The sequence below is a fragment of the Streptomyces sp. NPDC088254 genome, assembly GCF_044740925.1.
GTDB lineage: Bacteria > Actinomycetota > Actinomycetes > Streptomycetales > Streptomycetaceae > Streptomyces.
On sequence record NZ_JBIURQ010000015.1, the window covers coordinates 18,174 to 43,613 of the forward strand.

Annotated in this window: 23 protein-coding genes and 1 riboswitch; of the genes, 12 read left to right on the forward strand and 11 right to left on the reverse strand. The window is 70.7% G+C overall.

Annotation, left to right across the window (positions count from 1 at the left end):
* Positions 1–219: 219 nt before the first annotated feature.
* The 3 genes from ACIOC0_RS35655 to ACIOC0_RS35665 form a co-directional block, all read right to left on the reverse strand.
* A complete protein-coding gene (locus ACIOC0_RS35655) occupies positions 220–987 on the reverse strand; it encodes an enoyl-CoA hydratase/isomerase family protein (protein WP_402160324.1) in 768 nt (255 codons plus the stop codon).
* A gap of 131 nt (positions 988–1,118) precedes the next feature.
* Positions 1,119–2,363 (reverse strand): Ig-like domain-containing protein, encoded by a 1,245-nt coding sequence (locus tag ACIOC0_RS35660; RefSeq protein ID WP_402160327.1) that lies wholly within the window; start codon positions 2,361–2,363, stop codon positions 1,119–1,121.
* 305 nt (positions 2,364–2,668) lie between these two features.
* The gene (locus ACIOC0_RS35665) at positions 2,669–3,916 is read right to left on the reverse strand and encodes an Ig-like domain-containing protein (RefSeq protein ID WP_402160329.1); all 1,248 of its coding nucleotides are present in this window, start codon (positions 3,914–3,916) and stop codon (positions 2,669–2,671) included.
* Between the two features lie 154 nt (positions 3,917–4,070).
* On the opposite strand from ACIOC0_RS35665, the gene glgX reads away from it, so the two are divergent.
* Entirely contained in the window at positions 4,071–6,305 is a 2,235-nt protein-coding gene (glgX, locus tag ACIOC0_RS35670) for a glycogen debranching protein GlgX (protein WP_402160332.1), read from the forward strand.
* 37 nt (positions 6,306–6,342) lie between these two features.
* Here glgX and ACIOC0_RS35675 read toward each other — a convergent pair whose 3' ends face one another.
* Positions 6,343–6,993 carry a GNAT family N-acetyltransferase gene (locus ACIOC0_RS35675; protein WP_402160334.1) on the reverse strand — a complete coding sequence of 217 codons (651 nt, stop codon included), beginning with the start codon at positions 6,991–6,993 and terminating at the stop codon, positions 6,343–6,345.
* Positions 6,994–7,103: 110 nt separating this feature from the next.
* Here ACIOC0_RS35675 and ACIOC0_RS35680 point away from each other — a divergent pair, with 110 nt between their 5' ends.
* Positions 7,104–7,316: an EF-hand domain-containing protein gene (locus ACIOC0_RS35680; RefSeq protein ID WP_402160337.1), complete on the forward strand. Its 213-nt coding sequence runs from the start codon at positions 7,104–7,106 to the stop codon at positions 7,314–7,316.
* 25 nt (positions 7,317–7,341) lie between these two features.
* On the opposite strand, the gene ACIOC0_RS35685 is transcribed toward ACIOC0_RS35680, so the two are convergent.
* The 5 genes from ACIOC0_RS35685 to gcvT form a co-directional block, all read right to left on the reverse strand.
* Positions 7,342–7,899, reverse strand: coding sequence for a glycoside hydrolase family 25 protein (locus tag ACIOC0_RS35685; protein ID WP_402160339.1), 558 nt, complete (start codon positions 7,897–7,899; stop codon positions 7,342–7,344).
* A 201-nt stretch (positions 7,900–8,100) separates the two neighbouring features.
* On the reverse strand, positions 8,101–9,468 hold the full coding sequence (locus ACIOC0_RS35690) for an L-serine ammonia-lyase (RefSeq protein WP_402160341.1): 1,368 nt from the start codon (positions 9,466–9,468) through the stop codon (positions 8,101–8,103).
* 105 nt (positions 9,469–9,573) lie between these two features.
* Positions 9,574–10,836 carry a serine hydroxymethyltransferase gene (gene glyA / locus ACIOC0_RS35695; protein WP_402160344.1) on the reverse strand — a complete coding sequence of 421 codons (1,263 nt, stop codon included), beginning with the start codon at positions 10,834–10,836 and terminating at the stop codon, positions 9,574–9,576.
* Positions 10,837–10,850: 14 nt separating this feature from the next.
* Positions 10,851–11,228: a glycine cleavage system protein GcvH gene (gcvH, locus tag ACIOC0_RS35700; protein WP_130443324.1), complete on the reverse strand. Its 378-nt coding sequence runs from the start codon at positions 11,226–11,228 to the stop codon at positions 10,851–10,853.
* A gap of 124 nt (positions 11,229–11,352) precedes the next feature.
* Positions 11,353–12,471 carry a glycine cleavage system aminomethyltransferase GcvT gene (gene gcvT, locus ACIOC0_RS35705; protein ID WP_402160347.1) on the reverse strand — a complete coding sequence of 373 codons (1,119 nt, stop codon included), beginning with the start codon at positions 12,469–12,471 and terminating at the stop codon, positions 11,353–11,355.
* A 164-nt stretch (positions 12,472–12,635) separates the two neighbouring features.
* Positions 12,636–12,746: riboswitch (glycine riboswitch) on the reverse strand.
* A 177-nt stretch (positions 12,747–12,923) separates the two neighbouring features.
* Between gcvT and ACIOC0_RS35710 the strand changes: the two genes are divergently transcribed.
* The 10 genes from ACIOC0_RS35710 (at position 12,924) to ACIOC0_RS35755 (ending at position 24,119) form a co-directional block, all read left to right on the forward strand.
* A complete protein-coding gene (locus ACIOC0_RS35710; RefSeq protein ID WP_402160349.1) occupies positions 12,924–13,610 on the forward strand; it encodes an AAA family ATPase in 687 nt (228 codons plus the stop codon).
* A gap of 78 nt (positions 13,611–13,688) precedes the next feature.
* Positions 13,689–14,489, forward strand: a complete 801-nt coding sequence (locus ACIOC0_RS35715; RefSeq protein ID WP_402160351.1) for an enhanced serine sensitivity protein SseB — start codon at positions 13,689–13,691, stop codon at positions 14,487–14,489.
* A 520-nt stretch (positions 14,490–15,009) separates the two neighbouring features.
* Positions 15,010–15,813 carry an enhanced serine sensitivity protein SseB C-terminal domain-containing protein gene (locus tag ACIOC0_RS35720; protein ID WP_352250060.1) on the forward strand — a complete coding sequence of 268 codons (804 nt, stop codon included), beginning with the start codon at positions 15,010–15,012 and terminating at the stop codon, positions 15,811–15,813.
* A 332-nt stretch (positions 15,814–16,145) separates the two neighbouring features.
* Positions 16,146–17,153 (forward strand): ABC transporter permease, encoded by a 1,008-nt coding sequence (locus tag ACIOC0_RS35725; RefSeq protein WP_402160354.1) that lies wholly within the window; start codon positions 16,146–16,148, stop codon positions 17,151–17,153.
* A gap of 69 nt (positions 17,154–17,222) precedes the next feature.
* Positions 17,223–19,019: an ABC transporter substrate-binding protein gene (locus ACIOC0_RS35730; RefSeq protein ID WP_402160357.1), complete on the forward strand. Its 1,797-nt coding sequence runs from the start codon at positions 17,223–17,225 to the stop codon at positions 19,017–19,019.
* A gap of 110 nt (positions 19,020–19,129) precedes the next feature.
* Complete coding sequence (locus tag ACIOC0_RS35735; RefSeq protein ID WP_130443312.1) at positions 19,130–20,128, forward strand: ABC transporter permease; 999 nt, start codon at positions 19,130–19,132, stop codon at positions 20,126–20,128.
* Entirely contained in the window at positions 20,125–21,222 is a 1,098-nt protein-coding gene (locus ACIOC0_RS35740) for an ABC transporter ATP-binding protein (RefSeq protein ID WP_130443310.1), read from the forward strand. The genes ACIOC0_RS35735 and ACIOC0_RS35740 overlap by 4 nt, the downstream gene beginning before the upstream one ends.
* A 14-nt stretch (positions 21,223–21,236) precedes the next feature.
* Entirely contained in the window at positions 21,237–22,454 is a 1,218-nt protein-coding gene (locus ACIOC0_RS35745) for an ABC transporter ATP-binding protein (protein ID WP_402160360.1), read from the forward strand.
* 63 nt (positions 22,455–22,517) lie between these two features.
* On the forward strand, positions 22,518–23,174 hold the full coding sequence (locus tag ACIOC0_RS35750) for a trimeric intracellular cation channel family protein (protein WP_130443306.1): 657 nt from the start codon (positions 22,518–22,520) through the stop codon (positions 23,172–23,174).
* A gap of 90 nt (positions 23,175–23,264) precedes the next feature.
* On the forward strand, positions 23,265–24,119 hold the full coding sequence (locus tag ACIOC0_RS35755) for a thioesterase family protein (RefSeq protein ID WP_402160363.1): 855 nt from the start codon (positions 23,265–23,267) through the stop codon (positions 24,117–24,119).
* A 92-nt stretch (positions 24,120–24,211) separates the two neighbouring features.
* On the opposite strand, the gene ACIOC0_RS35760 is transcribed toward ACIOC0_RS35755, so the two are convergent.
* Positions 24,212–24,505 carry a hypothetical protein gene (locus ACIOC0_RS35760; protein ID WP_402160366.1) on the reverse strand — a complete coding sequence of 98 codons (294 nt, stop codon included), beginning with the start codon at positions 24,503–24,505 and terminating at the stop codon, positions 24,212–24,214.
* Between the two features lie 226 nt (positions 24,506–24,731).
* Entirely contained in the window at positions 24,732–25,409 is a 678-nt protein-coding gene (locus ACIOC0_RS35765) for a TetR family transcriptional regulator (protein ID WP_402160367.1), read from the reverse strand.
* Between the last annotated feature and the right edge of the window lie 31 nt (positions 25,410–25,440).

Here is a 25,440-nt window from a genome sequence, read left to right on the forward strand (position 1 = left end):
GGGCGCCGAGGTGGTTCCCAAGGAATACACCCCCTGGAGGGCACTGTTCCGAAGGGTGCCCCCGGCATGTGCGGCAGGTGGACGGGGTCGGCGGAAACCCGCGTCCACCTGCCGCGACGACCGACCGGGAAGCGGGCCCCCGGCTCTCCGGACAAGACAGGCTTAAGGCTGCCTTAAAGTTCCCGTAATCCGGTGGACCGCGCGTTCACGCGGCTCGCCTCACAGGAACTTCGCCTTGCCCGGCCCCTCCTCGACGAAGCTCCGCATGCCGATCTCGCGGTCCGCCGTGGCGAACAGGCCCGCGAACCAGTTTCGTTCGACGGCGAGACCCGTCTCGATGTCCGTCTCCAGACCGGTGTCGATCGCCTCCTTCGCCGCACGCAGTGCGATCGCCGGACCCTGCGCCAGCTTCGCCGCCCACGCGTGCGCCTGCGCGTACACCTCGTCGGCCGGGACGACCCGGTCCACCAGGCCCAGGCTCAGCGCCTCGTCCGCCTTCACCATCCGGCCGGTGAAGATCAGGTCCTTCGCCCTGGACGGGCCGACCAGCCGGGCGAGCCGCTGGGTGCCGCCCGCGCCGGGGATCAGACCGAGCAGGATCTCCGGCTGGCCCAGCTTCGCGTTGTCGCCGGCGATCCGGAAGTCCGCGCACAGCGCCAGCTCGCAGCCGCCGCCCAGCGCGTAGCCCGTCACGGCCGCCACCACCGGCTTGGGGATCCGGGCCACCGCCGTGAAGGCGTCCTGCAGCGCGCGGGCGCGCAGGATCATCGCCGTGTGGTCCATCTCCTGCATCTCTTTGATGTCCGCGCCCGCCGCGAACACCTTCTCGCCGCCGTAGAGGACGACGGCCCGCACGTCGTCACGACGGGTCGCCTCCTCGGCCAGCTCCCTGAGCCGGTCCTGGGTGGCGACGTCCAGCGCGTTCATGGGCGGGCGGTCGAGGCGGATCGTGCCGACGCCCTCGGCGACTTCGAGATTCACGGTCATGCGAGCAGGTTAACGGTGACTAACGGGTGCTGGGGGCGGCGGGTCACATGGGCGGCCGGGGGGCCGGGGGTCGCCCCCCGGGTGGCGCGCCACGGTGACTGACGGTGGTTGGGGGAGGGAGGGGGGAGGGCTTACTTCTTCCACTCCGCCCACGACATGTTCCAGCCGTTGTAGCCGTTGTCCGGGGACACGACCTCGTCGTTGGAGTTCTTCACGACGACCACGTCGCCGATCATCGAGTTCTTGAAGAACCACGCGGCCGGCACCCCGCCGTCGTAGCCGCCGCGCACGTCGCGCAGACCGATGCAGCCGTGGCTGGCGTTGCGGTTGCCGAACGCGTCACCGCCCCAGTAGTTGCCGTGGATGAAGGTCCCGGAGGTGGTCAGCCGCATGGCGTGCGGGACGTCCTTGATGTCGTACTCACCGCCGTAGCCGACCGTCTCGCCGTTCATCCGGGTCACCGTCAGCTTCTCGCTGATGACCATCTGGCCGTTCCAGGTCTCCATGCCGGGCTGGCCCGTGGTGACCGGGATGGTCTTGACGGTCTTGCCCTCGCGGGTGACCTGCATGGTCAGCTTGTCGACGTCCACCACGGAGACCTGGTTGCGGCCGATGGTGAAGGAGACGGTCTTGGTCTGCTTGCCGTAGACGCCCTCACGGCCCTCGACGCCGTCGAGGTTCATCTTCACCGTGACCTTGGTGCCGGCCTTCCAGTACTTCTCCGGACGGAAGTCCAGCCGGTCGTTGCCGAACCAGTGGCCCTGCACGTCCACAGGCGGCTCGGTCTTGACGGTGATGGCCTTCTCGACGTCCGCGGGCTTGGTGATGCCCCGCGTGAAGTTGACCGAGAACGGCATCCCGACGCCGACCGTGGAACCGTCCTCCGGCGTGAAGGCGCCGACGAAGGTGTTCTGAGGGGTCAGCGTGGTGAAGCTCGCGTCCTCGGCGGCCGTACGGCCCTGGGCGTCCTTCGCCACGGCGTGCACCTGGTACTTGGTGGCGGCGGCCAGATGCGTGCTCGGCGTCCAGCCGGCCCCGTCCGCGGAGATCGCGCCCGGTATCGCCGTGCCCTTGGCGTCCTTGACGACGACCTCGGTCAGCTTGCCCCTGGCGGCGGTGACCTTCAGCGCGCCGTTGGTGTCGACGTCCTTCGCGCCGTCCTTCGGGGCGATGCTCACGACCGCCTCCGACTGCGCGCCCTGCGCGGTGGCCGAGCCGGAGCCCCCGTCGGCCTTCGGCTTCTCCGATCCGGAGTTCCCGCCCCCGCCGCAGGCCGTGACGGCCAGCATCAGCCCCCCGACGATCAGCGCCAGCCGCTTGTCGCGGCCGCCTGAGCGCCTGCCAACCGATGCCCCCGATATCGGTCGCATGTTCACTTTTCTCTTCCCCTCCCCCGGGCCGGTCAGGCCCGCGCACCGGCGCGTCCCCCGCGCTGGCCGCATATTAACCACAAGGTCAACGGCCCTGACGGCCCCCGTCTGTCACCGTTCCGTCCCAACTTCGACCTTGGGAGGAAAGGTTCCCGAAACGGGGGCGGGGAACGCGCGACGCGTCAGGGAGGGGGAGATCACGTCGCCGGGATCACCGGGATCACCGGGATCACCGGGATCACCGGGATCACCGGGGTCACCGGTTTCGCCGGGATCGCCGGGATCGCCGGGATCGCCGAGTCGGGGGCCCGTCACTCCACCGCGCTGCCCTCCGTCCACTCCTCCCAGTCCATGTTCCAGCCGCCGAGCCCGTTGTCCGCCGCGACCGTCTTGTCCTTGCTGTTGACGACCTCGACGACGTCGCCGACGAGGCTGCGGTCGAAGAACCAGCCCGCCGGGGTGTCGGAACCGCCGCCCTTGACATCCCGAAGGCCTACGCAGCCATGGCTGAGGTTCACCGTGCCGAACGCGTCCGCCGGCGCCCAGTAGTTGCCGTGCAGGAAGGTCCCGGAGCTGGTCAGCCGCATGGCGTGCGGCACGTCCGGGATGTCGTACTCGCTCTTGCCGTCCTTCTTCTTGAAGCCGACCGTGGCACCGTTCATCCGCGTCAGCTCCAGCATCTCGGTCACCACCATCTTGCCGTTGTACGTCGTCGTCTTCGGCGCCCCGGCCGTGACGGGGACGGTGGCGATCAGCTCGTCCTCGCGCCGCACCTCCATGGTGTGCGCGGCGGCGTCGACGCGGGAGACCTGGTGCCGGCCGACGGTGAAGGAGAACGTCCTGTCCTGGAGCCCGTAGACCCCCGGCGCGGCCTCCACGTCACGGAAGCGCAGCGCGACCCTCACCCGGGTGCCGGGCCGCCAGTACGTCTCGGGGCGGAAGTCCAGCCGGCTGTCGCCGAACCAGTGCGGCCGGACGTCGACGTCCGGCTCGGCGGTGACCCGCACCGCGCGCTCGACGGCGGCCCGGTCGGCGATCTCCCGGTTGAACTCCAGGGAGACGATCATCCCGGTGCCGACGGTGGAGCGGTTCTCCGGTGTGACGTAGCCGATGAAGCGCTCCTCGGGGACGAAGGTGGTGAAGGCGGTGTGCCGGGCCGAGCGGCGGCCCTTGCCGTCGACGGCCACCGCGTCGACCGTGTACCGGGCGGCGAGCCCGAGCCGCGCCTCGCGGGGGCTCCAGGTGCGGCCGTCGGCGGAGAGCCCGCCCGGCACCGGCGTCTCCCGCGCGTCCTGCCACTTGACGACCTTCACCGACTCCAGCCGCCCCTCCGTCACCCGCACCCGCAGCTCCTTGCCGGGGCGCACCGCCCGTGCCCCGTCCTGCGGGGTGACGCGGATGACGTCCCTCGCCGGCGGCGCCTTGCCCTGTGTCAGATCAAGGCCGCCGCGGCCGCCCTCCCCGGTGCAGCCGGCCGCGCCGGCCAGCAGTCCTGCCCATGTCAGTACGGCGGCCAGCGCGGCCCCCGCGCGCCGCGCGCGCCGTTGTACGTGCCTCACGCGATACCCAACGACGGGGCACGCTCCGGGGAAACGTGAGTGCGAGGCACGGTCTGGGCAGAACAGGGGGGAGGACGACGCTACGGGGAGCCGCGGCCGGGACGCCGTACGCCCCGGGGCCACCGTCGTTCCACGAGCCGCGGGAGGCGCAACGGTGTCCAGCGCAGCCGAGCAGGAGGCGGTGGCTGAGAGGCGCACCGCCGCGTCCGCCGTCGTGAACGGGGCACGGCGGGGGACGCCGGGCGTGCCGGTGTGGCCGGGCGCGTCCACACCGCTGGGCGCCCGCTTCCGGGTCGGCCCGGACGGCGTCGCCGGCACCAACTTCGCGCTGTGGGCGGCCGGCGCGGAGGCGGTCGAGCTGTGCCTCTTCGACGAGCAGGGCCGGGAGACCAGGGCCCGCCTCACCGAGCTGACCCACGAGATCTGGCACGGCTTCGTCCCCGGCGTGATGCCCGGCCAGCGCTACGGCTACCGGGTGCACGGCCGCTGGGACCCGTGGACCGGCGGACGCTGGAACCCGGCGAAACTCCTCCTGGACCCCTACGCGCGCGCGGTGGACGGCGAGTTCGCGCTGCCGCCCGAGGTGTACGGGCATGTGCGGGACTGGCCCGAACAGCATGTCGCCGACACCGTGCGCGACGAACGGGACTCCGCGCCGTTCGTCCCCAAGGGCGTCGTCGTCCACGACGACGACGACTGGGCCGACGACCGGCGGCCCAAGACGCCCTGGGCGGACTCCGTCATCTACGAACTGCACGTGCGCGGCTTCACGATGCGGCACCCGGCGATCCCCGAGGAACTGCGCGGCACCTACGCCGGTCTGGCGCACCCCGCCGCGATCGAGCACCTGGTGAAGCTGGGCGTCACGGCCGTCGAGCTGCTGCCCGTCCACCAGTTCGCCCACGAGGACCATCTGCTGCGCCGCGGCCTGAAGAATCACTGGGGCTACAACTCCGTCGGCTACTTCGCCCCGCACGCCGCCTACGCCGCTTCCGGCACCAGGGGGCAGCAGGTCGGCGAGTTCAAGCGGATGGTGCGGGCGCTGCACGCGGCCGGCATCGAGGTCATCCTCGACGTGGTCTACAACCACACCGCGGAGGCGGGCGAGCTGGGCCCGACGCTGTCCCTCAAGGGCATCGACAACCGCGGCTACTACCGTCTGCAGTCGGACGCCCGCCGCTACGCGGACTACACCGGCTGCGGCAACACGCTGCACGTGGTCCAGCCGCAGGTGCTCCGCCTGATCACCGACTCGCTGCGCTACTGGGTCACGGAGATGGGCGTCGACGGCTTCCGCTTCGACCTCGCGGCGGCGCTGGCCCGCTCCATGCACGACGTCGACATGCTCTCCCCGTTCCTCGCGGTCATCGCCCAGGACCCGGTGCTGCGCCGGGTGAAACTGATCGCCGAGCCCTGGGACGTCGGCTCCGGCGGCTACCAGGTGGGCGCCTTCCCGCCCCTGTGGACCGAGTGGAACGACCGTTACCGCGACACCGTCCGGGACTTCTGGCGGCACGCGCTGCCCGACGTCCGCGAGATGGGCTACCGCCTGTCGGGCTCCAGCGACCTGTACGCCTGGGGCGGCCGGCGGCCCTACGCCTCGGTCAACTTCGTCACCGCGCACGACGGGTTCACCCTGCGCGACCTCGTGTCCTACGAGCGCAAGCACAACGAGGCCAACGGCGAGGGCAACCGGGACGGCACGAACGACAACCGCGCCTGGAACTGCGGCGCGGAGGGCGAGAGCGACGACGAACGCGTACGGTCCCTGCGCCGCCGTCAGCTGCGCAACCTGCTGACCACGCTGCTGCTGTCGACGGGCGTGCCGATGCTGGTCGCGGGCGACGAGATGGGGCGGACCCAGCGGGGCAACAACAACGCGTACTGCCAGGACAACGAGATCAGCTGGGTCGACTGGGGGCTGCTGGAGGACCCGGGCTGGAAGAACCTGTTCGACCTCACCTCACGGCTGATCGCCCTGCGGCACGACCACCCCGTGCTGCGCCGCCGGGCGTTCTTCTCCGGCCGGCCCCACTCGGTGGACGGGCTGCGCGACCTGGCCTGGTTCACCCCGCGGGGCACGGAGATGACGGAAGAGGACTGGTACGCCCCCGCGGCCACGCTGGGCATGTACCTCTCCGGCCGGGACATCCCCGGCCGCGACGAGCGGGGCGCGCCCATCACCGACGACAGCTTCCTCGCCGTCCTGCACGCCGGCGACCGCCCGGCCCCCTTCGTCCTGCCCGGCCCGCCCTGGGCCGAACGCTACGAACTCGTCCTCGACACCTCGACCGAGGACCAGTCCCGCCCGCCGCTGACCTCGCACCCCTCGGCGGTCCCGCTGACTGTCCCGGCCCGCTCGGTGCTCCTCCTGCGCGTCCTCACCTGAACCCGCGGGCGGTGCGTCCCTCAGCGGGCCGCGTCCCTCAGCGGGCGAGGAGCAGCGCCTCGGAGCCCACCGGGACGTAGCCGGCGGCCTGGAACGCCCGCATGCTGCGCGCGTTGCCCGGCGCGATCTGCGCCCACAGCGGCTCACCGGCGATTTGCCGCGCCGCGGTGACCAGGGCCCGGCCGAGCCCGCGTCGGCGTGCGTCGGCGTCCGCCGTGTCCACCGCGTACACCTCCACCGACACCTCCAGCCGTCCGCCCACCCCGCGGCCCATCGCCAGCATCCCGCCGTCCACGGACCAGACGCGCACGTCGTCGCGGCGGCGGCGCGCGTAGCGCACCCGGGGATGCGACGCGTCCTCGATCTCCTTCAGCGCGAGGGCCGGCTCACCCGGCAGCGGCGGGCCGACGAGCAGCGCGTCGACGGTGTCGCAGGCGCGGCCGGTGCGCTCCATGAAGGCCGCCAGGAAGAACGGGTTCATGGTCGCGGCCAGCGCGTCGCAGTCGAGGGCCGCGAGCGTCTCGCGCACCCAGCGGGGGTCCTCGTCCGTGAAGACGACGGAGTGCGCGGTGAAGCACAGCACCCCGGCGTCCCGGGCGGAGTGCTGCGGCACGACGGTCGTGCCGCCGTCGGCCGGAGGGAAGACCCCCCGCGCCGCCGCGTCGAGTATGTCCCGCAACGTCTCCACTGCCCCGCTCCTCGCGTCCGCCGGTGGTCGCCGCACGGGGCGCCCACCCGGGCCGTTAACCTGACCTGCGTCAGTACGACAGCAAAGCTACGGAATAAGGGGCGGACCCGGTGGTCGACATCGAAGAAGCACGCAAGCAGTTCCAGCGGATCGACACGGACGGTGACGGCTTCATCACCGCGGCCGAGTTCAAGACCGCCCTCGCCCAGCAGGGCGACTGGAACGTCACCGAGTCGGTCGCCGAGGCCGTCATCGCCAGCCGTGACCTCAACGGCGACAAGCTCCTGTCGTTCGACGAGTTCTGGGCCTGCCTCGGCAAGTGACGAACGGCCACGGGAGTGGGCGCGCTCAGTCGCCCGCCGCCCACTCCCGCAGCGCCGCCCGGTCGGCGAACCGGGCCACGTTGGTGTCCACGGGGTCGTCGGTGTACTGGTGGAAGCGCCACGGGGCCTCGATCCTGGGCTTGCCGGCCGTGCCGTAGTCGGCGATCCACAGCCCGTCCCCGGCGTACGACGTGGTGTCGACGTTCAGCCAGAAGTGCCGGTTGCAGTAGAGGATCACGCGGTTGTCCGGCCGCAGGGCCTTCACCTTGCGGATGAAGCTGTCCTTCTCCGCGTTGCTCGCGTGGGTCCCGCCGCCGGTGGTCTCCCAGTCGACGGCGAGGATGTCGCCCGGCCGGTCGGGGGCCTTGGCGACGAAGTATTCCGCCTGCTCGGTGAGGTTCCCGGGCCACAGGAAGTGATAGAACCCCACGACCAGTCCGGCCTCACGCGCGGTCTTGGTCTGGGCGGCGAGCTTGGGGTTGACGTACGTACGCCCCTCCGTCGCCTTGACGAAGACGAAGGAGAGGCCGTCCGTACGGTAGTCGGACGACTGGTACGCGCTGACGTCGATGCCTCGGAGCATGGTGCACTCCTGAAGTGCTGGGGGAGGAGAGGGAGTTGTCTGATGCCCGCTCCCCCCACCCCGGAACCTCCCCCTCCGCTCACATCACCCGATGGAGTTCAACGCCCACACGACGTTGACGACCGCTCCTGGAGAGAGGCTCGAGCGGCCCGGGTGTCAAGGCCCGTGCCGCACGGGCGGTGTCCGTGCGCTGAGGTGTCCTCAGCATTCGATGATGTTGACCGCCAGCCCGCCCCGGGCCGTCTCCTTGTACTTGACGGACATGTCGGCGCCGGTGTCCTTCATCGTCTTGATGACCTTGTCCAGGGACACCTTGTGCGAGCCGTCGCCGCGCAGTGCCATGCGGGCGGCGGTGACCGCCTTCACCGCGGCCATGCCGTTGCGCTCGATGCAGGGGATCTGGACCAGACCGCCCACGGGGTCGCAGGTCAGGCCCAGGTTGTGCTCCATGCCGATCTCGGCCGCGTTCTCCACCTGCTCGGGCGAGCCGCCCATGACCTCCGCCAGCGCGCCCGCGGCCATCGAGCAGGCCGAGCCGACCTCGCCCTGGCATCCGACCTCCGCGCCGGAGATGGAGGCGTTCTCCTTGAAGAGCATGCCGATCGCGCCCGCCGCGAGGAGGAATCGGACCACGCCGTCCTCGTCCGCGCCGGGGACGAAGTTCATGTAGTAGTGCAGGACGGCGGGGATGATGCCGGCCGCGCCGTTCGTGGGAGCGGTGACCACCCGTCCGCCGGCCGCGTTCTCCTCGTTGACCGCCATCGCGTAGAGCGTGATCCACTCCATGGAGTGGGCCAACGGGTCTCCCTCCGCCCGGAGCTGACGGGCCGTCATGGCAGCGCGACGGCGGACGCGCAGGCCGCCGGGCAGGAGCCCCTCGCGGGACATGCCGCGCGCCACGCAGGCCTGCATCACCCGCCAGATCTCCAGCAGCCCCTCACGGATCTCCTCCTCGGTCCGCCAGGCCCGCTCGTTCTCCAGCATCAGCGAGGAGATCGACAGCCCCGTCTCCCGCGCCAGCCGCAGCAGCTCGTCGCCCGTGCGGAAGGGGTACTTCAGGACCGTGTCGTCGAGCACGATGCGGTCGGCGCCGACCGCGTCCTCGTCGACCACGAAACCGCCGCCGACCGAGTAGTACGTCTTGGTCAGGAGCTCCTCGCCCCGCTCGTCGTAGGCCCACAGCGTCATGCCGTTGGCGTGGTACGGGAGCGTCTCGCGGCGGTGCAGGACCATGTCGTCGTCGTAGGCGAACGGGATCTCGTGCTCGCCCAGGAGCCGGATGCGGCCGGCCGACCTGATCGCCTCCACGCGCTCGTCCGCCGTCTCCACGTCCACCGTGCGCGGCGAGTCGCCCTCCAGGCCGAGCAGCACGGCCTTGGGGGTGCCGTGGCCGTGGCCGGTGGCGCCGAGGGAGCCGTACAGCTCGCTGCGGACGGAGGCGACCGAGGACAGCAGGCCCTCGTTGCGCAGCCGGCGCGCGAACATGCCCGCCGCCCGCATCGGGCCGACCGTGTGGGAGCTGGACGGGCCGATGCCGATCGAGAACAGGTCGAAGACCGAGATGGCCACGGGAACTCCTCCATACAGGGTGGTGCAGAAGTCTTCCGCCGGGCGCCCCGCACGCCCGTTCACGAGTGCGCGGGGCGGCCGCCGGAAAACGATGGAACTACGGAACTACTTCCCCAGACCGGGGTACAGCGGGTGCTTCTCGGCCAGGGCGACGACCCGCGCCCGCAGCGCCTCGGCGTCGTAGGCGGGCTTCAGCGTCTGCGCGATCACGTCCGCGACCTCGGCGAAGTCCTCGGCGGTGAAACCGCGCGTGGCCAGGGCCGGCGTGCCGATCCGAAGACCCGAGGTGACCATCGGGGGCCGCGGGTCGTTCGGGACGGCGTTGCGGTTGACCGTGATGCCCACCTCGTGGAGACGGTCCTCCGCCTGCTGGCCGTCCAGCTCGGACTCCCGCAGGTCCACCAGGATCAGGTGTACGTCCGTGCCGCCCGACAGGACGTTGACCCCGGCCTCGCGGGCGTCCGCGGCCGTCAGGCGCTCGGCGAGGATGCGGGCGCCCTCCACCGTACGCCGCTGGCGCTCCTTGAACTCCTCGCTCGCCGCCACCTTGAAGGAGACCGCCTTCGCCGCGATCACGTGCTCCAGGGGACCGCCCTGGAAGCCCGGGAAGACGGACGAGTTCAGCTTCTTGGCGAACTCCTTCTTCGCCAGGATGATCCCGCCGCGCGGGCCGCCCAGCGTCTTGTGGGTGGTGGAGGTGACGACGTCCGCGTACTCGACCGGGTTCGGGTGCAGCCCCGCGGCCACCAGGCCGGCGAAGTGCGCCATGTCCACCCACAGGTACGCCTCGACCTCGTCGGCGATCCGGCGGAACTCCGCGAAGTCCAGCTGCCGCGGGTACGCCGACCAGCCCGCGATGATCACCTTCGGGCGGTGCTCCTTGGCCAGCCGCTCCACCTCGGCCATGTCGACCAGCCCGGCCCCGTCCACGTGGTAGGCGACCACGTCGAACTGCTTGCCGGAGAAGTTCAGCCGCATCCCGTGGGTGAGGTGGCCGCCGTGCGCCAGGTCCAGGCCCAGGATGGTGTCGCCGGGCTGGGCCAGCGCGAACAGGGCCGCCTGGTTGGCGGAGGCGCCCGAGTGCGGCTGGACGTTGGCGTACTCGGCGCCGAACAGCTCCTTGATCCGGTCGATCGCGATCTGCTCGGCCACGTCGACGTGCTCACAGCCGCCGTAGTAGCGGCGGCCCGGGTAGCCCTCGGCGTACTTGTTGGTCAGGACCGAGCCCTGCGCCTCCATGACCGCGAGCGGAGCGAAGTTCTCCGAGGCGATCATTTCCAGCGTGGACTGCTGACGGCGCAGCTCGGCGTCGACCGCCGCGGCGACCTCGGGGTCGAGCTCGTGCAGGGGCGTGTTCAGGACAGACATGCGTCTACGACTCCTCAGCCAGCGGTGTAGGCGGTGTACTCGTCGGCGGAGAGCAGCTCCTCCTGCTCGCCCGTGACCCGTACCTTGAAGAGCCACCCGCCCTCGAAGGGGGCGGAGTTCACCAGCGACGGGTCGTCGACGACGTCCTGGTTGACGGCGACGATCTCACCGTCGACCGGCGAGTACAGCTCGCTGACCGACTTGGTCGACTCCAGCTCGCCGCAGGTCTCGCCCGCGGTGACCGTCTCGCCGGCCTCGGGGAGCTGGACGAAGACCACGTCGCCGAGCGCGTTGGCCGCGTGCTCCGTGATGCCGACCGTCGAGACGCCGTCCTCGGCGCCCGACAGCCACTCGTGCTCCTTGCTGTAACGCAGCTGCTGCGGGTTGCTCATGGCCTGAATTCTCCTGTACGCGGGGGAGTGCTGATGGCTGGGTGACGGGGGAAACCGCTGGTGGGCGGTGAAATGTGCGCGGGGTCACGCCGGTGTACCCGACCTCGCGCGAAGCGCCCGGTGACTACTTGCGGCGCTTGTAGAACGGCAGGGCCACGACCTCGTACGGTTCGTGGCTGCCCCGGATGTCCACGCCCACGCCTTCGGTGCCCGGCGCGGCGTGCGCGGCGTCGACGTACGCCATCGCGATCGGCTTGCCCAGGGTGGGCGAGGGGGCGCCGGAGGTGACCTCGCCGACCACCTCGCCGCCCGCGACCACGGCGTATCCGGCGCGCGGGACGCGGCGGCCCTCGGCGACCAGGCCGACCAGCACGCGCGGCGCGCTCGCCTCGGCGCGCTCCGCGGCCGCCAGCAGCGCCTCGCGCCCCACGAAGTCGCCCTCCTTGCCGAACTTGACCACCCGGCCGAGCCCGGCGTCGAAGGGGGTCAGCGACAGCGACAGCTCGTGCCCGTACAGCGGCATGCCCGCCTCCAGGCGCAGCGTGTCCCGGCAGGACAGCCCGCACGGGATCAGACCGACGCCCTCGCCCGCCTTGGCCAGCGCCTGCCACAGCTCCACCGCGTGCTCCGGCTTCACGAACAGCTCGAAGCCGTCCTCGCCGGTGTAACCGGTGCGCGCGATCAGCGCGGGCACACCGGCGACCGTGCCGGGCAGACCGGCGTAGTACTTCAGACCGTCGAGGTCGGCGTCGGTGAGGGAGGCGAGGATGCCGGGGGACTCCGGGCCCTGGACGGCGAGCAGCGCGTAGGCGTCCCGGTCGTCGCGGACCTCGGCGTCGAAGCCGGCGGACCGCTCCACCAGGGCGTCCAGCACCGCCTGGGCGTTGGAGGCGTTGGCGACGACCATGTACTCGGTCTCGGCCAGCCGGTACACGATGAGGTCGTCGAGGATGCCGCCGTCCGCCACGCAGATCATGGTGTAGCGGGCGCGGCCCACACCGACGGAGGCGATGTCGCCGACCAGCGCGAAGTTCAGCAGGGCGGCCGCGGCCGGACCGGTCACCGTGATCTCGCCCATGTGCGAGAGGTCGAAGAGCCCGGCCCGGGTGCGCACGGCGTTGTGCTCGTCGCGCTCGGAGCCGTAGCGCAGAGGCATGTCCCAGCCGGCGAAGTCGGTCATGGTCGCGCCCAGCGAGCGGTGCAGGGCGTCGAGGGCGGTATGGCGGAGCGGGGTGCTGCTCATCGGGCGTTCGTCTCCCAAGGCAAGACTGGCGAGGTCGTTCCTCCCCATCTGTCATCGGAACCTGAGAGGTTCGCCATGAAGGCCATCCGTACGACGGGGTGACCATGGCTTGCACCTTGGGTGGAGCCGCCCCCTACGAGGGCCGGCCCGCTTTTCAGATGTGCCTCGCCCGCGCGGTACGGGGCCTGAGAGATTCAAGGGAGGGACTTGCTCCTTCGGCGCCCCGGGCCGGCGCTCTGGACGAGCGCCGCCGGGAACTCTCCCGCGCGGATTCAAACGGCCGGTATGCAGTTGGCGCGGCCATCATTGCACGGCTCGCCCCGGTCAGGGCAGGCCGCATCTGTAACCGGCTTGTGGCGGTACGTGCGCGAAATCGGAAGACACCGCGCATTACCTTCTCTTTACGCTCGACGGGGAGAAGACTTGTCGGACCCCAGGGGAGGACGACCACGGTGAACAGGACCACGGCGTACGTGACCACCTCGGCCCACGCGACCACCTCGGCGATCGCCGTGCCGGCGCAGCCAGAGGCGCCCGCCGGAGCGGCCTGCGGCTCCCGGACCGCTCCCGTCGTCCGCGACCTGCGCGCCCGCGCCGGCCACAGCCCGCACGGCCTGCTGTTCGGCCCCCGCGACCTGGTCGTGGTCACCGGCCTGCCCGGCAGCGGCAAGTCCACCCTTATGCGGCGCACGGTCAAGGGCCACCGCGTCGACTCGCAGGACACCCGGGATCGCTGGGACGCCCGGACGTCGCGCGCGCTGCCGTACGCCCTCTACCGTCCCCTGGTCCGCCTCGCCCACTACGCGGGGCTGCGGCGCGCGCTGCGCGAGGGCAAGGGGGTGGTCGTACACGACTGCGGTACGCAGGCCTGGGTGCGGAACTGGCTGGCGCGCGAGGCCCGCCGCCGCGGGGGCACGCTGCATCTGCTGCTGCTCGACGTCACCGTGGACACCGCGCTCGAAGGGCAGCGGGAGCGGGGGCGGGGGGTCTCCCGCTACGCCTTCCTGCGCCACCGGCGGGCCGCGTCCCGCCTGCTGCGCGCGGTGGAGAAGGGCCGGCTGCCCGGAGGCTGCGGCTCGGCCGTCCTCCTGGACCGCGACGCGGCGGACACGCTGCGCCGCATCGACTTCACCGGCTGAGGTGTCCCGTGGGGCGGAGTGGCGGTACCCGTTAGCCTTTTCTGTCACCAGTGGTTCTCGGCAGGCGGCGGTAGGCAGATGGAATTCCCCCCGGCGGACTTCCCGGCGGACTTCTCCGCGGGTTTCCCGGCACAGGCGCACCCCCCTTCGCACGGCGGATGGCCCGGCAACGAGCTGGAGGAGGCGCTGTCCGCCTCCCTCGGCGTGCCCGGGGCCGGCGCGCGGATCGTGGAGGTGCTCAGCCGCAGTTTCGTGTGGATCCCGCTGCCCAACGGCGGCGGTCCGCACAGCGGCCCCCTGGACCTGCCGACGCTGGAGCTCGACGGCCAGGCCTATGTGCCCGTCTTCAGCTCCGAGGAGCAGTTCCGCCAGGTCGCCGGCTCGCACATGTCGTACACCATCGCCCCGGCCGTGGAGTTCGCGCGCGGGCTGCCGCCGCAGGTGGGCATCGCGGTCAACCCCGAGGGCGTGGTCGGCGTCCCGCTGCCGCCCGGCGCCGTAGCGGAGCTGTGCCGCGCCGGCCGCACCCCGCTGGACGGCCCCGCCGCCGGCGGCCGGGTCCGCCTGTTCGAACCCGACTGGCAGGACGACCCGATCGACTTCCTGTCCGCCGCGTCGGCCGAGTTCGAGGCGATCGGCGTCGTCGTCACGGCCCGCCGCTGCCTCGCGGCCATCGAGACGGCCGACCCGGTGATGTTCGTCGGCGTCGAACTCTCCCAGTGGGAGGGCGACCTGAGGACCCTTCCCCTGGAAGCCCTGGGCCGGGCCCTGACCACCACCCCGACCCACTGGCCGGTCAACCTGGTCCTCCTGGACGTCACGGACGACCCAGTGGCCAAGTGGCTGAAACAAAACGTCCGCCCCTTCTACACCCGCTGAAACCGGGAAGACACGGCACATCGCAACTCACGACGCCCGGCCCAGCTCCAGGGGCGCGGGGAACTGCGCGCCCGGCCGTCCCACAGCCCGCACCCGCAGGGGTGGGGGTTCCCCGGGCCCCTGGCCCCCAGGGCGCCCGGTCCAGCAGGGGCGCGGGGAACTGCGCGCCCGGCCGCCCCACAACCCGCACCCGCAGGGGTGGGGGTCCCTCGGGCCCCTGACTCCCAGGGCGCCCGGCCCAGCAGGGGCGCGGGCAACTGCGCGCCCAGCCCCCCACAACCCGCACCCGCAGGGGTGGGGGACCCCCGGGCCCCTGGCCCCCAGGGCGCCCGGCCCAACCTCAGGGGCGCGGGGAACTGCGCGCCCAACCCCCACCCGCCGACGGCGAGCCCCCGCCCCCAGGCGACCACCACCCCGGGCCCCGCCCCAACAACCGACACCCGATGGGCACCCGTTGTCGGCGAAGCCACCTAAGCTGGTCTCCACGAAATATGGCCAACCAATCGAAGGGGCGGTACAGGTGAGCGCCAGCGGCATCGCGACCGGACAGGTCGAGCACATGCTGCGCCAGGTGACGCCCGGGCGCTACGACGCCTACGAGGCGCTCCTGCGCGCCCTCGCCACCCCGACCACCGGCCAGGTGTGGATGCTGCTGTGGCAGGGCCAGGCAGGCTCCCCGGACGCCCAGTACGGCACGATGGACGTCGAAGGCCACGGCTACGCCCCCTGCGTCACCTCCGCCCAGGAACTCTCGGCCAGCGGCTGGAACAGATCGTACGAAGTGGTAGACGGCCTCGACGTGGCCCGCACGCTGTACCCGGACCACCACGGCCTCTGGCTGAACCCGCACGCCCCCGGCGGCGGCGTCGGCATCCCCTGGCTCGACCTGCGCCGCATCGCGACCGGCCTGGACCGCCAGCCGGCCGGCCCGCTGCGGCTGTCCGAACCGGGCGTGGAGGTCCCGCAGTTCTACGCCCTCCTCGCGCAGAACGCCCACCGCACACCGGCGTTGCGCTCACTGCGCCGCGCCTGGGTCCAGCCGGCCCTGGGCGCGCCGTACCTCGTCATCGGGCTGGACGTGTACGACACGTCCCCGCCGGCCGTGGACGCGGTGCGGGCGATGATGCAGCAGTCGATCGGCGCGGTCCCGGAGGGGCTGCCGGTGTCGACGGTCGCGATGACCGACGACCACGACCCGGTGGTGATGTGGATGCGCGTCCACGCCCGCCCGTTCTACGACCGCGAGGCCCACGCCACGGCCCCCGTCGCTCCCTCGCAGGCGTCCGCGGCGGGCTACGGCTATCCTCCTGCCGGCCGTTTCTGACTCGGCGTCCCATGCCTCACCCAGCGTGTTCCCGCCGGGGAGGCACCGACCGTCTTCGCGCGTAGATAACGGCAGTTGGTCCGCATCAATGCGTATATGTCCGCATTCGCCCCCGTCCGACAGTCATTACCCACCGTCCGGATAACGGAATCCATCTGACCGCATCACGTTTACGCATCCTTTTCCTGCCAAGTCTGGCAACAGATCGCCAAAGCGTTGAAGACTCCCGCTCCAGGGGTGGGTGCTTCGCCCCTGCACACGAACGGACTGATCACGCCGCTACAGCGGCAAGTGCGGGCCGGCTACCGCCGGTTGAGAGGGGTCCCTGCCAGATGACGGCACCATTGCACGAGCCGACCGCGGAAGCGGCCCCGAGCCCGGTCGAGGAAGCGGCGACCGCTGCTTCCGGCACGAAGGCCGTACAGGGTCGCTCCCTCGGCCGGATCGCCTGGGAGCGCCTGAAGCGGGACAAGCTCGCTCTCACGGGCGGCATCATCGTGCTCTTCCTCGTGGTGGTCGCCCTGCTCGCCCCGGTCATCACCGGCGCGCTCGGGCAGGACCCGAACGAGTATCACGAGAACCTCATCGACCCGCTGTTCGGCACCCCCACGGGCTCGCTCGGCGGCGTGAGCGGTGAGCACCTGCTCGGCGTGGAGCCCGTCAACGGCCGCGACATCTTCGCCCGCATCCTCTACGGCGCCCGCATCTCCCTGCTGGTGGGCTTCCTGTCCGCCGTCGTCGCCGTGATCCTCGGCACGGTCCTGGGCATCCTCGCCGGCTTCTTCGGCGGCTGGGTCGACTCCCTGGTCAGCCGGGTGATGGACGGTCTGCTCGCCTTCCCCCAGCTGTTGTTCATCATCGCGCTGGTCTCCGTGATGCCGAGCAACCTGCTGGGCCTGACCGGCTCCAACGTGCGCGTCTTCGTGATGATCCTCGTCATCGGGTTCTTCGGCTGGCCCTACATCGGGCGAGTGGTGCGCGGCCAGACGCTGTCGCTGCGTGAGCGCGAGTACGTCGAGGCAGCCCGCTCGCTGGGCGCCGGCCGGCTGTACATCCTCTTCAAGGAGCTGCTGCCCAACCTCGTGGCCCCGATCATCGTCTACACCACGATGATGATCCCCACGAACATCCTCACCGAGGCCGCGCTCAGCTTCCTCGGCGTGGGCGTCAAGCCGCCCACCGCCTCCTGGGGGCAGATGCTCTCCAGCGCGATCGACTACTACGAGTCCGACCCCATGTACATGGTGGTCCCGGGTGTGGCGATCTTCATCACCGTGCTCGCCTTCAACCTCTTCGGCGACGGCGTCAGGGACGCGCTCGACCCGAAGGCCTCCCGCTGAACCGCTGCACCCACTGACTGTCCCGTGGCCATACACGGGGGCTCTCATCTATCCGGAGGATCCGAGATCGTGACTACCGAACGCACCTCAGGGCGGCGGAAGCAGGCGTTTGCCGCTGCCGCCGCGGTCGCCGCGCTGCTGACCACGGCGGCGTGCGGAGGCGGAGACAACGACGGCGGCGGCTCGAAGAACGGCGCCGCCGGCTTCGACGCCGCGAACAACAAGGTCGCCCAGGCCTCGCTCGCCAAGAAGGGCGGGACCCTGAAGTTCGGCGCCGCCCAGGACGCCGACTCGTGGGACACCACGCGCGGTTACTACGGCATGATGTGGAACTTCGCCCGGTACTACAGCCGTCAGCTCGTCACGAACAAGACCGAGCCGGGCAAGGCGGGCGCCGAGCTCACCCCGGACCTCGCCACGGGTCTCGCCAAGGTGACGGACGGCGGCAAGACCTACACGTACACCCTGCGTGACGGTGTGACGTGGGAGGACGGCAAGCCGATCACCTCCAAGGACATCAAGTACGGCATCGAGCGCGTGTGGGCGCAGGACGTGCTGTCCGGCGGCCCGACGTACCTGAAGGACGTGCTGGACCCCACCGGCACCTACAAGGGCCCGTACAAGGACACCGCGGCGGACAAGCTCGGTCTGAAGGCCATCGAGACCCCGGACGACAAGACCATCGTCTTCAAGCTGCCGAAGGCCAACTCGGACTTCGAGGAGATGCTCGGCCTGATCTCCGCGTCCCCGGTCCGCCAGGACAAGGACACCAAGGCCCAGTACCAGCTGAAGCCGTTCTCCTCCGGCCCGTACAAGTTCCAGTCGTACAGCCCCGGCAAGTCGCTGACGCTGGTCCGCAACGACCAGTGGAAGCAGGCCTCGGACCCGGTCCGCAAGGCTTACCCGGACAAGATCACGATCCAGTTCTTCTCCGACGCCAACCAGCTGGACCAGCGCCTGCTCAACGGTGACCTGGACCTGGACCTCAACCAGACCGGCATGTCGCCGCAGGGCCGCACCACCGCCCTGAAGCAGCACAAGGCCAACCTGGACAACCCGGTCTCCGGCTACGTCCGTTACGCGGTCTTCCCGCAGAGCGTCGCGCCGTTCGACAACATCGAGTGCCGCAAGGCCGTCATCTACGGCGCCGACCACGTCTCGCTCCAGACCGCGCGCGGCGGCCCCGTCGCGGGTGGCGACATCGGCACCAACATGCTGCCGCCGTCCGTCCCGGGCGCCGAGGGCCAGAAGTACGACCCGTACGAGATCGCCGGCGCCAACAAGACCGGCAACGCGGCCAAGGCCAAGGAGGCCCTGAAGGCCTGCGGCAAGCCCAACGGTTTCACGACCACCATCGCGGTCCGCAACAACAAGCCGGTCGAGGTGGCCACCGCCCAGTCGCTCCAGGCGTCGCTGAAGAAGGTCGGCATCAACGCCGAGATCGACCAGTACGACGGCTCGCAGACCTCGGGCATCATCGGTAGCCCCGAGAACGTGAAGAAGAAGAAGTACGGCATCATCATCATGGGCTGGGGCCCGGACTTCCCGTCCGTGCAGGGCTTCGGTCTGCCGCTGTGGAACAGCAAGTTCATCCAGCAGAGCGGTAACAACAACTACGCGCTCATCAAGGACAAGACCATCGACGGTCTGTTCGACCAGTACGTGAACACGCTGGACGACGCCGGCAAGGAGAAGATCTCCACGGAGATCAACCACAAGGTGATGGAGGGCGCGTACTACCTGCCCTTCGTCTTCGAGAAGTTCATCAACTGGCGCTCGGACAACCTGGCGAACGTCTACACGACCGACGGCTACAGCGGTCAGTACGACTTCGTCAACCTCGGTCTGAAGAACCCGCAGAAGTAGACCCGGCGCACCCGCCACACGGCACGAAAGGCAGGTGAAGGCCGGCGCAGCGTGACCGCGGGCCATCGGGAAACCCCCGGTGGCCCGCCGTCCGCGGCGGGCCGAGAGCTGTGCTCGCTTACCTCATCAGGCGGCTGTTCGCCGCCGCAGTGATGCTGGTGGTCATCATCATGGTGGTCTTCGGCATCTTCTTCCTCGTCCCGAAGTGGGCGGGTGTCGACATCGCGCTGAGCTTCGTGGGCAAGCAGGCCGACCCTGCCGCCATCGCGGGCGTGCGCGAGAAGCTGTCCCTGGACGAACCGATCTACTTCCAGGTCTGGGAGTTCTTCAAGGGCATCTTCGCCGGCCGCACCTACACCGGCGGCGGGGACACCATCCAGTGCGCCGCACCGTGCTTCGGCTACTCCTTCCGCAGTGAGCAGGCCGTCTGGCCGGTGCTGACCGACCGCTTCCCGGTGACCCTGGGGCTGGCGCTCGGCGCCGCGGTGCTGTGGCTGATCTTCGGTGTCGCGGCGGGCGTGCTGTCCGCGCTCAAGCGCGGCACCCTGTGGGACCGCGGTGCGATGGTCGTCGCCCTCGCGGGCGTCTCGCTCCCCATCTACTTCACCGGCATGCTGAGCCTGGCCGTCTTCGCCTTCGGGCTGAAGTGGTTCAACGCGCAGTACGTGCCCCTGGAGGACAGCTTCGGCGGCTGGTTCGGCGGCATGATCCTTCCCTGGATCACCCTCGCGTTCCTCTACGCGGCGATGTACGCCCGGATCACCCGGGCCAACATGCTGGAGATCCTCGGCGAGGACTACATCCGCACCGCCCGCGCCAAGGGCCTCAAGGAGCAGACCGTCATCGGCAAGCACGCCATGCGCTCCACGATGACGCCCATCCTGACCATGCTCGGCATGGACCTCGGCGCCCTCATCGGCGGCGCGATCCTCACCGAGACCACGTTCAGCCTCCCCGGCCTCGGCCAGGCCGTGCTGAACGCCATCAGGAACCAGGACCTGCCCATCATTCTGGGCGTCGTCCTGATCACTTCTCTCGCGGTGCTCATCGCCAACCTCGTGGTGGACGTCCTCTATGCCGTGATCGACCCCCGAGTGAGGCTCGCATGACGGAACTCAGCAAGACCGGAGCGGCCGTGGGCGAGCCCACGCCGTCCTCCCCGGCTCCGACCGCCTTCCTCGAAGTGCGCGACCTGAAGGTGCACTTCCCGACCGACGACGGCCTGGTCAAGTCCGTCGACGGGCTCAGCTTCCAGCTGGAGAAGGGCAAGACCCTCGGCATCGTGGGCGAGTCCGGCTCCGGCAAGTCGGTGACCTCGCTCGGCATCATGGGCCTGCACACCGCCGGCCAGTACGGCAAGCGCAAGGCGCAGATCTCCGGCGAGATCTGGCTGGACGGCACCGAACTCCTCGGCGCCGACCCGGACCACGTGCGCAAGCTGCGCGGCCGCGAGATGGCGATGATCTTCCAGGACCCGCTGTCCGCGCTGCACCCGTACTACACGATCGGCCAGCAGATCGTGGAGGCGTACCGGATCCACCACGACGTCGACAAGAAGACCGCCCGGCGCCGGGCGATCGAGATGCTCGACCGGGTGGGCATCCCCCAGCCGGACAAGCGGGTGGACAACTACCCGCACGAGTTCTCCGGCGGTATGCGCCAGCGCGCGATGATCGCGATGTCGCTGGTCAACAACCCCGAGCTGCTCATCGCGGACGAGCCGACGACCGCCCTGGACGTGACCGTCCAGGCGCAGATCCTCGACCTCATCCGCGACCTGCAGAAGGAGTTCGGCTCCGCGGTCATCGTCATCACCCACGACCTGGGCGTCGTCGCCGAACTCGCCGACGACATCCTGGTGATGTACGGCGGACGCTGCGTCGAGCGCGGGCCGGCCGAGAAGGTGTTCTACGAGCCCCGCCACCCCTACACCTGGGGTCTGCTCGGCTCGATGCCGCGGCTCGACCGCGACCAGCAGGAACGCCTGATCCCGGTCAAGGGCTCCCCGCCCTCCCTGATCAACGTCCCGTCCGGCTGCGCCTTCAACCCGCGCTGCCCGTACGCTGACCTCCCGAAGGACGACGTCACCCGCACGGTCCGCCCCGAGCTGGCCGAGGTCGGCAGCCGGCACTGGGCCGCCTGCCACCTGAGCAAGGAGCAGCGGGAGCGTATCTGGACCGAAGAGATTGCGCCGAAGCTGTGAGTGACGACAAAGCGGTGACGATTCCCGCGCAGGCCGGTGAGACCCGTCGTGCCGACGGTGAGGTGCTGCTGAAGGTCACCGGCCTGCAGAAGCACTTCCCGATCAAGAAGGGTCTGCTCCAGCGGCAGGTCGGCGCGGTGCACGCGGTCGACGGGCTGGACTTCGAGGTCCGTTCCGGCGAGACGCTCGGCGTCGTGGGCGAGTCCGGCTGCGGCAAGTCCACGATGGGCCGGCTGATCACCCGGCTGCTCGAACCGACCGGCGGCAAGATCGAATTCGAGGGGAAGGACATCACGCACCTCGGTGTCAGCGGCATGCGCCCGCTGCGCCGCGACGTGCAGATGATCTTCCAGGACCCGTACTCGTCGCTGAACCCGCGCCACACCATCGGCACGATCGTCGGGGCCCCCTTCAAGCTCCAGGGCGTCGAGCCCGAGGGCGGCGTCAGGAAGGAAGTGCAGCGGCTGCTGTCGGTCGTGGGTCTCAACCCCGAGCACTACAACCGCTACCCGCACGAGTTCTCCGGCGGTCAGCGCCAGCGCATCGGCATCGCCCGCGCGCTCGCGCTCAACCCCAAGCTGGTCGTGGCCGACGAGCCGGTGTCCGCGCTGGACGTGTCGATCCAGGCGCAGGTGGTCAATCTGCTCGACGACCTCCAGCAGGAGCTCGGCCTGACGTACGTGATCATCGCGCACGACCTCTCGGTCGTCCGGCACGTCTCGGACCGGATCGCGGTGATGTACCTCGGCAAGATCGTCGAGTTGGCCGACCGCGACGCGCTGTACAAGTCGCCGATGCACCCGTACACCAAGGCGCTGATGTCGGCGGTGCCGATCCCGGACCCCCGGCGCAAGGACGCCAAGAGCGAGCGGATCCTGCTCAAGGGCGACGTGCCCTCGCCGATCTCGCCGCCCACCGGCTGCCGGTTCCACACCCGGTGCTGGAAGGCGACGGAGATCTGCAAGACCACCGAGCCCAAGCTCGTCGAGCTGCGCCCCGGTCAGCAGGTCGCCTGCCACCACCCGGAGAACTTCGCGGACCAGGCCCCGCAGGACACCGTCCTGCTGACCGCCGCGAAGGAGGCGGCGGAGCTGGTGGCCGACGAGGTGCTCGCGGAGTCGGCGGAGACCTCGGCGGCGGTGGCGTCCCTCACGGAGGAGACGGCGACCGCTGAGGCGGAGCCGGCGACGCCTCCCGCCCCGCCTGCGGAGACGCCCTCCAAGGAGAAGTAAGCACCATCGAGCCCCCGCCTTGCATCGGAAGGCGGGGGCTCTGTGCTGGGACAGAATGGAAGGGTGTTCCAGCAAATGTTCAGCCCCTCCGTCCAGCACACCCTCGACCTGATCGGCATCTTCGTCTTCGCCATCTCCGGCGCGCTGCTGGCCGTCCGCAAGAACTTCGACGTCTTCGGCATCGCCGTGCTCGCCGAGGTCACCGCGCTGGGCGGCGGGATCTTCCGTGATGTGATCATCGGCGCGGTGCCGCCCGCGGCCTTCACGGATCTGGGGTACTTCCTCACCCCGCTGTTCGCCGCGCTCCTCGTGATCTTCCTCCACCCGCACGTGGAGCGCATCCAGACCGGCGTGAACGTCTTCGACGCGGCCGGCCTCGGCCTGTTCTGCGTCACCGGCACGACGAAGGCGTACGCCTACGGGCTCGGCCTCACCGCCTCCGCCGCCCTGGGCCTGGCCACCGCCGTGGGTGGCGGCGTGCTGCGCGACGTCCTCGCCAACGAGGTGCCCTCGCTGCTGCGCTGGGACCGTGACCTCTACGCGGTGCCGGCGATCGTCGGCGCCACGATCGTCGTGCTCTGCATCCGCTACGACGTGATCGGCCCGTGGGCCAGCGGCGGGGCCGCCGTCACCGCCTTCGTACTGCGGCTGCTCGCGATGCGGTTCCACTGGCGAGCGCCTCGCGCGTGGAACCGTCGCTCGACGGTGAGTGAGGAGTAGTGACCTGGGGCAGGGAGATGCGCTCAGGCTCAGGCTGGGGCTCAGAGAGGAAAGCTACCGCTTAGTAATTTCCTGTTGTACCGTTCAGGCATGCCAGAAGCAGCCATCGCCCCCGCCGCCGTCGGCGACAGCGAGTTCGACCGCGACACCGCCGTCACCCTGCGCGAACCCGGCGTCTACGACACCGACCTCTCCGCCGGATGGACGATCTTCGGCGCCGTCAACGGCGGCTATCTCCTCGCGGTCCTCGGTCGCGCGCTGGCGGACGCCCTCCCGCACAGCGACCCCTTCACCGTCTCCGCGCACTACCTCAGCGCCTCCCGCCCCGGCCCGGCCGTCGTGCGCACCGAGACGGTCCGCGCCGGCCGCACCCTCTCCACCGGGCAGGCCTCCCTCTTCCAGTACGACGGAGAGGGCCGCGAGGTCGAACGCATCCGCGTCCTCGCCTCCTACGGCGACCTCGACGCCCTCCCCGACGACGTCCGCACGTCGGCGAAGCCGCCCGCCTTCCCGCCGATCGGCCAGTGCTTCGGACCCGAGGACGGGCCCGCCCCCGCCCCCGACGCCGACCAGCAGCCCATCGCCCAGCGGCTGATGCTCAAGCTGGACCCCTCGACCGTCGGCTGGGCGCTCGGGCAGCCCTCCGGCAAGGGCGAGATGCGGGCCTGGTTCGGCCTCGCCGACGGCCGGGACGCCGACCCGCTCTCCCTGCTGCTCGCGGTGGACGCCCTGCCGCCCACCGCCTTCGACCTCGGCATCGCCGGCTGGGTCCCCACGGTCGAACTCACCGTCCACGTCCGCTGCCGCCCGGCCCCCGGCCCGGTGCGCGTCTCCATCACCACCCGCAACCTCGCGGGCGGCTTCCTGGAGGAGGACGCCGAGGTCTGGGACAGCGAGGACCGACTGGTCGCGCAGTCACGGCAGTTGGCGCGCGTGCGGCGATGACCGCCGGGGGGGAGCCCCCGGTTCGGGAGGGGTTCGATGAGGGGCACGCCGGCCGGCTGACAGACGGTGCACAGTGCGGGCCCAAGTGAGGCTCAGCTGACGGTGGTTGAGTCCCGGCGCAAGCGTTCCTCGTCTTCTCCGGAGCTGGTTCCCATGAAGCGCGCACTGAAGTCGGCCCGTCTCGCGCCCGCGGTGACGCTGCTGGCGCTCTCGCCCCTGGTTCTCGTGGCCTGCGGCTCGGGCGACTCCTCGTCGTCCACATCCTCCGGCGGCGGCTCCGCCGGGCAGCAGGGGTGCCAGGCCCCGTCCGGGATGCCCAGCGGGGCGCCGTCGGGAGCGCCCTCCGGTGCTCCGTCGGGGGCTCCCTCCGGGGCTCCCTCGGGCATGCCTTCGGGTGCGCCTTCGAATATGCCGAGCGGCGGGCCCGGTGGGGGCCGGGGCGGCGGCCAGGGTGGCCCCGGCGGCGGTCAGGGTGGCGGTTGCGGTGGCCCGGGGCAGCAGCAGGGACAGGCGCAGCAGCAGGGCTGACCTTCGGGGTGCATCGGTACGGCACGAGCGGCGGGCGGGGCACTCGGGGTGAGTGCGCCGCCCGCCCGTCCGCTCCGGCCGGGCTCAGTCGAGCCAGTGATGGCGGCCGATGCTGATGAGCCGCATCTGGCGGGTGGCGAGCCGGGTGACGTACTCCTGGGCGGTCTCCCGCTCCGCCCGGACGCCCCCGTCCGCCTCGCCGTCCGCGGCCGGCTGCAGTTCCTGTTCCTGGGCCTCCAGGAACAACGATGCGGTGACGAGCATCTGGTCGACGTAGAGGTGGGAGAGCATCAGCAGGTCGTCGTCGCTCCAGCCCTCCGACTCCGGGTCCTTGGCCAGTTCGATCCTCACCTCCTCGGCGAATCGGCCGAGTTGCTCCCGGATCGCCTCCCGCACCGGCTGGACTCCGCCATGTCGTTCCCGGGCGATGAAACGGACGTGAGCGGGGTACGCGTGAACGTGACGGGCGATCAACTCGACGGCGCGGGTGATGCGTTCGTCGCTCGACTGGGCGGTGGTCACGGTGGTCCGGATCATCGGGTGCAGGCTGCCCAGGGCTTCCTCGACCAGGGCCACGCCGAGGTCCGCGGTCGAGCGGAAGTGCCGGTAGAAGGCGGTCGGGGCGACGCCGACGGCGCGGGTGACCTCGCGCAGGCCCAGGCTGCTCAGACTCTGCTCCTCCAGCAGGCCCAGCGCCGCGTCGAGGAGCGCCTGCCGGGTCTTCTGCTTCTGGGCCTGACGGATGCCGAGGGTGTGACTCATGTCATCCAGTTAACAACTGTTCTCTGGAAAT

Bases quoted from the DNA above. Each gene is read 5' to 3' on its own strand.
- ACIOC0_RS35655 (WP_402160324.1), bottom strand. From the start codon at position 987: ATGACCGTGAATCTCGAAGTCGCCGAGGGCGTCGGCACGATCCGCCTC.
- ACIOC0_RS35685 (WP_402160339.1), bottom strand. From the start codon at position 7,899: ATGCTCCGAGGCATCGACGTCAGCGCGTACCAGTCGTCCGACTACCGT.
- glyA (WP_402160344.1), bottom strand. From the start codon at position 10,836: ATGTCTGTCCTGAACACGCCCCTGCACGAGCTCGACCCCGAGGTCGCC.
- gcvH (WP_130443324.1), bottom strand. From the start codon at position 11,228: ATGAGCAACCCGCAGCAGCTGCGTTACAGCAAGGAGCACGAGTGGCTG.
- gcvT (WP_402160347.1), bottom strand. From the start codon at position 12,471: ATGAGCAGCACCCCGCTCCGCCATACCGCCCTCGACGCCCTGCACCGC.
- ACIOC0_RS35715 (WP_402160351.1), top strand. From the start codon at position 13,689: ATGGAATTCCCCCCGGCGGACTTCCCGGCGGACTTCTCCGCGGGTTTC.
- ACIOC0_RS35725 (WP_402160354.1), top strand. From the start codon at position 16,146: ATGACGGCACCATTGCACGAGCCGACCGCGGAAGCGGCCCCGAGCCCG.
- ACIOC0_RS35740 (WP_130443310.1), top strand. From the start codon at position 20,125: ATGACGGAACTCAGCAAGACCGGAGCGGCCGTGGGCGAGCCCACGCCG.
- ACIOC0_RS35755 (WP_402160363.1), top strand. From the start codon at position 23,265: ATGCCAGAAGCAGCCATCGCCCCCGCCGCCGTCGGCGACAGCGAGTTC.
- ACIOC0_RS35760 (WP_402160366.1), bottom strand. From the start codon at position 24,505: ATGCCCGAGGGAGCCCCGGAGGGAGCCCCCGACGGAGCACCGGAGGGC.
- ACIOC0_RS35765 (WP_402160367.1), bottom strand. From the start codon at position 25,409: ATGAGTCACACCCTCGGCATCCGTCAGGCCCAGAAGCAGAAGACCCGG.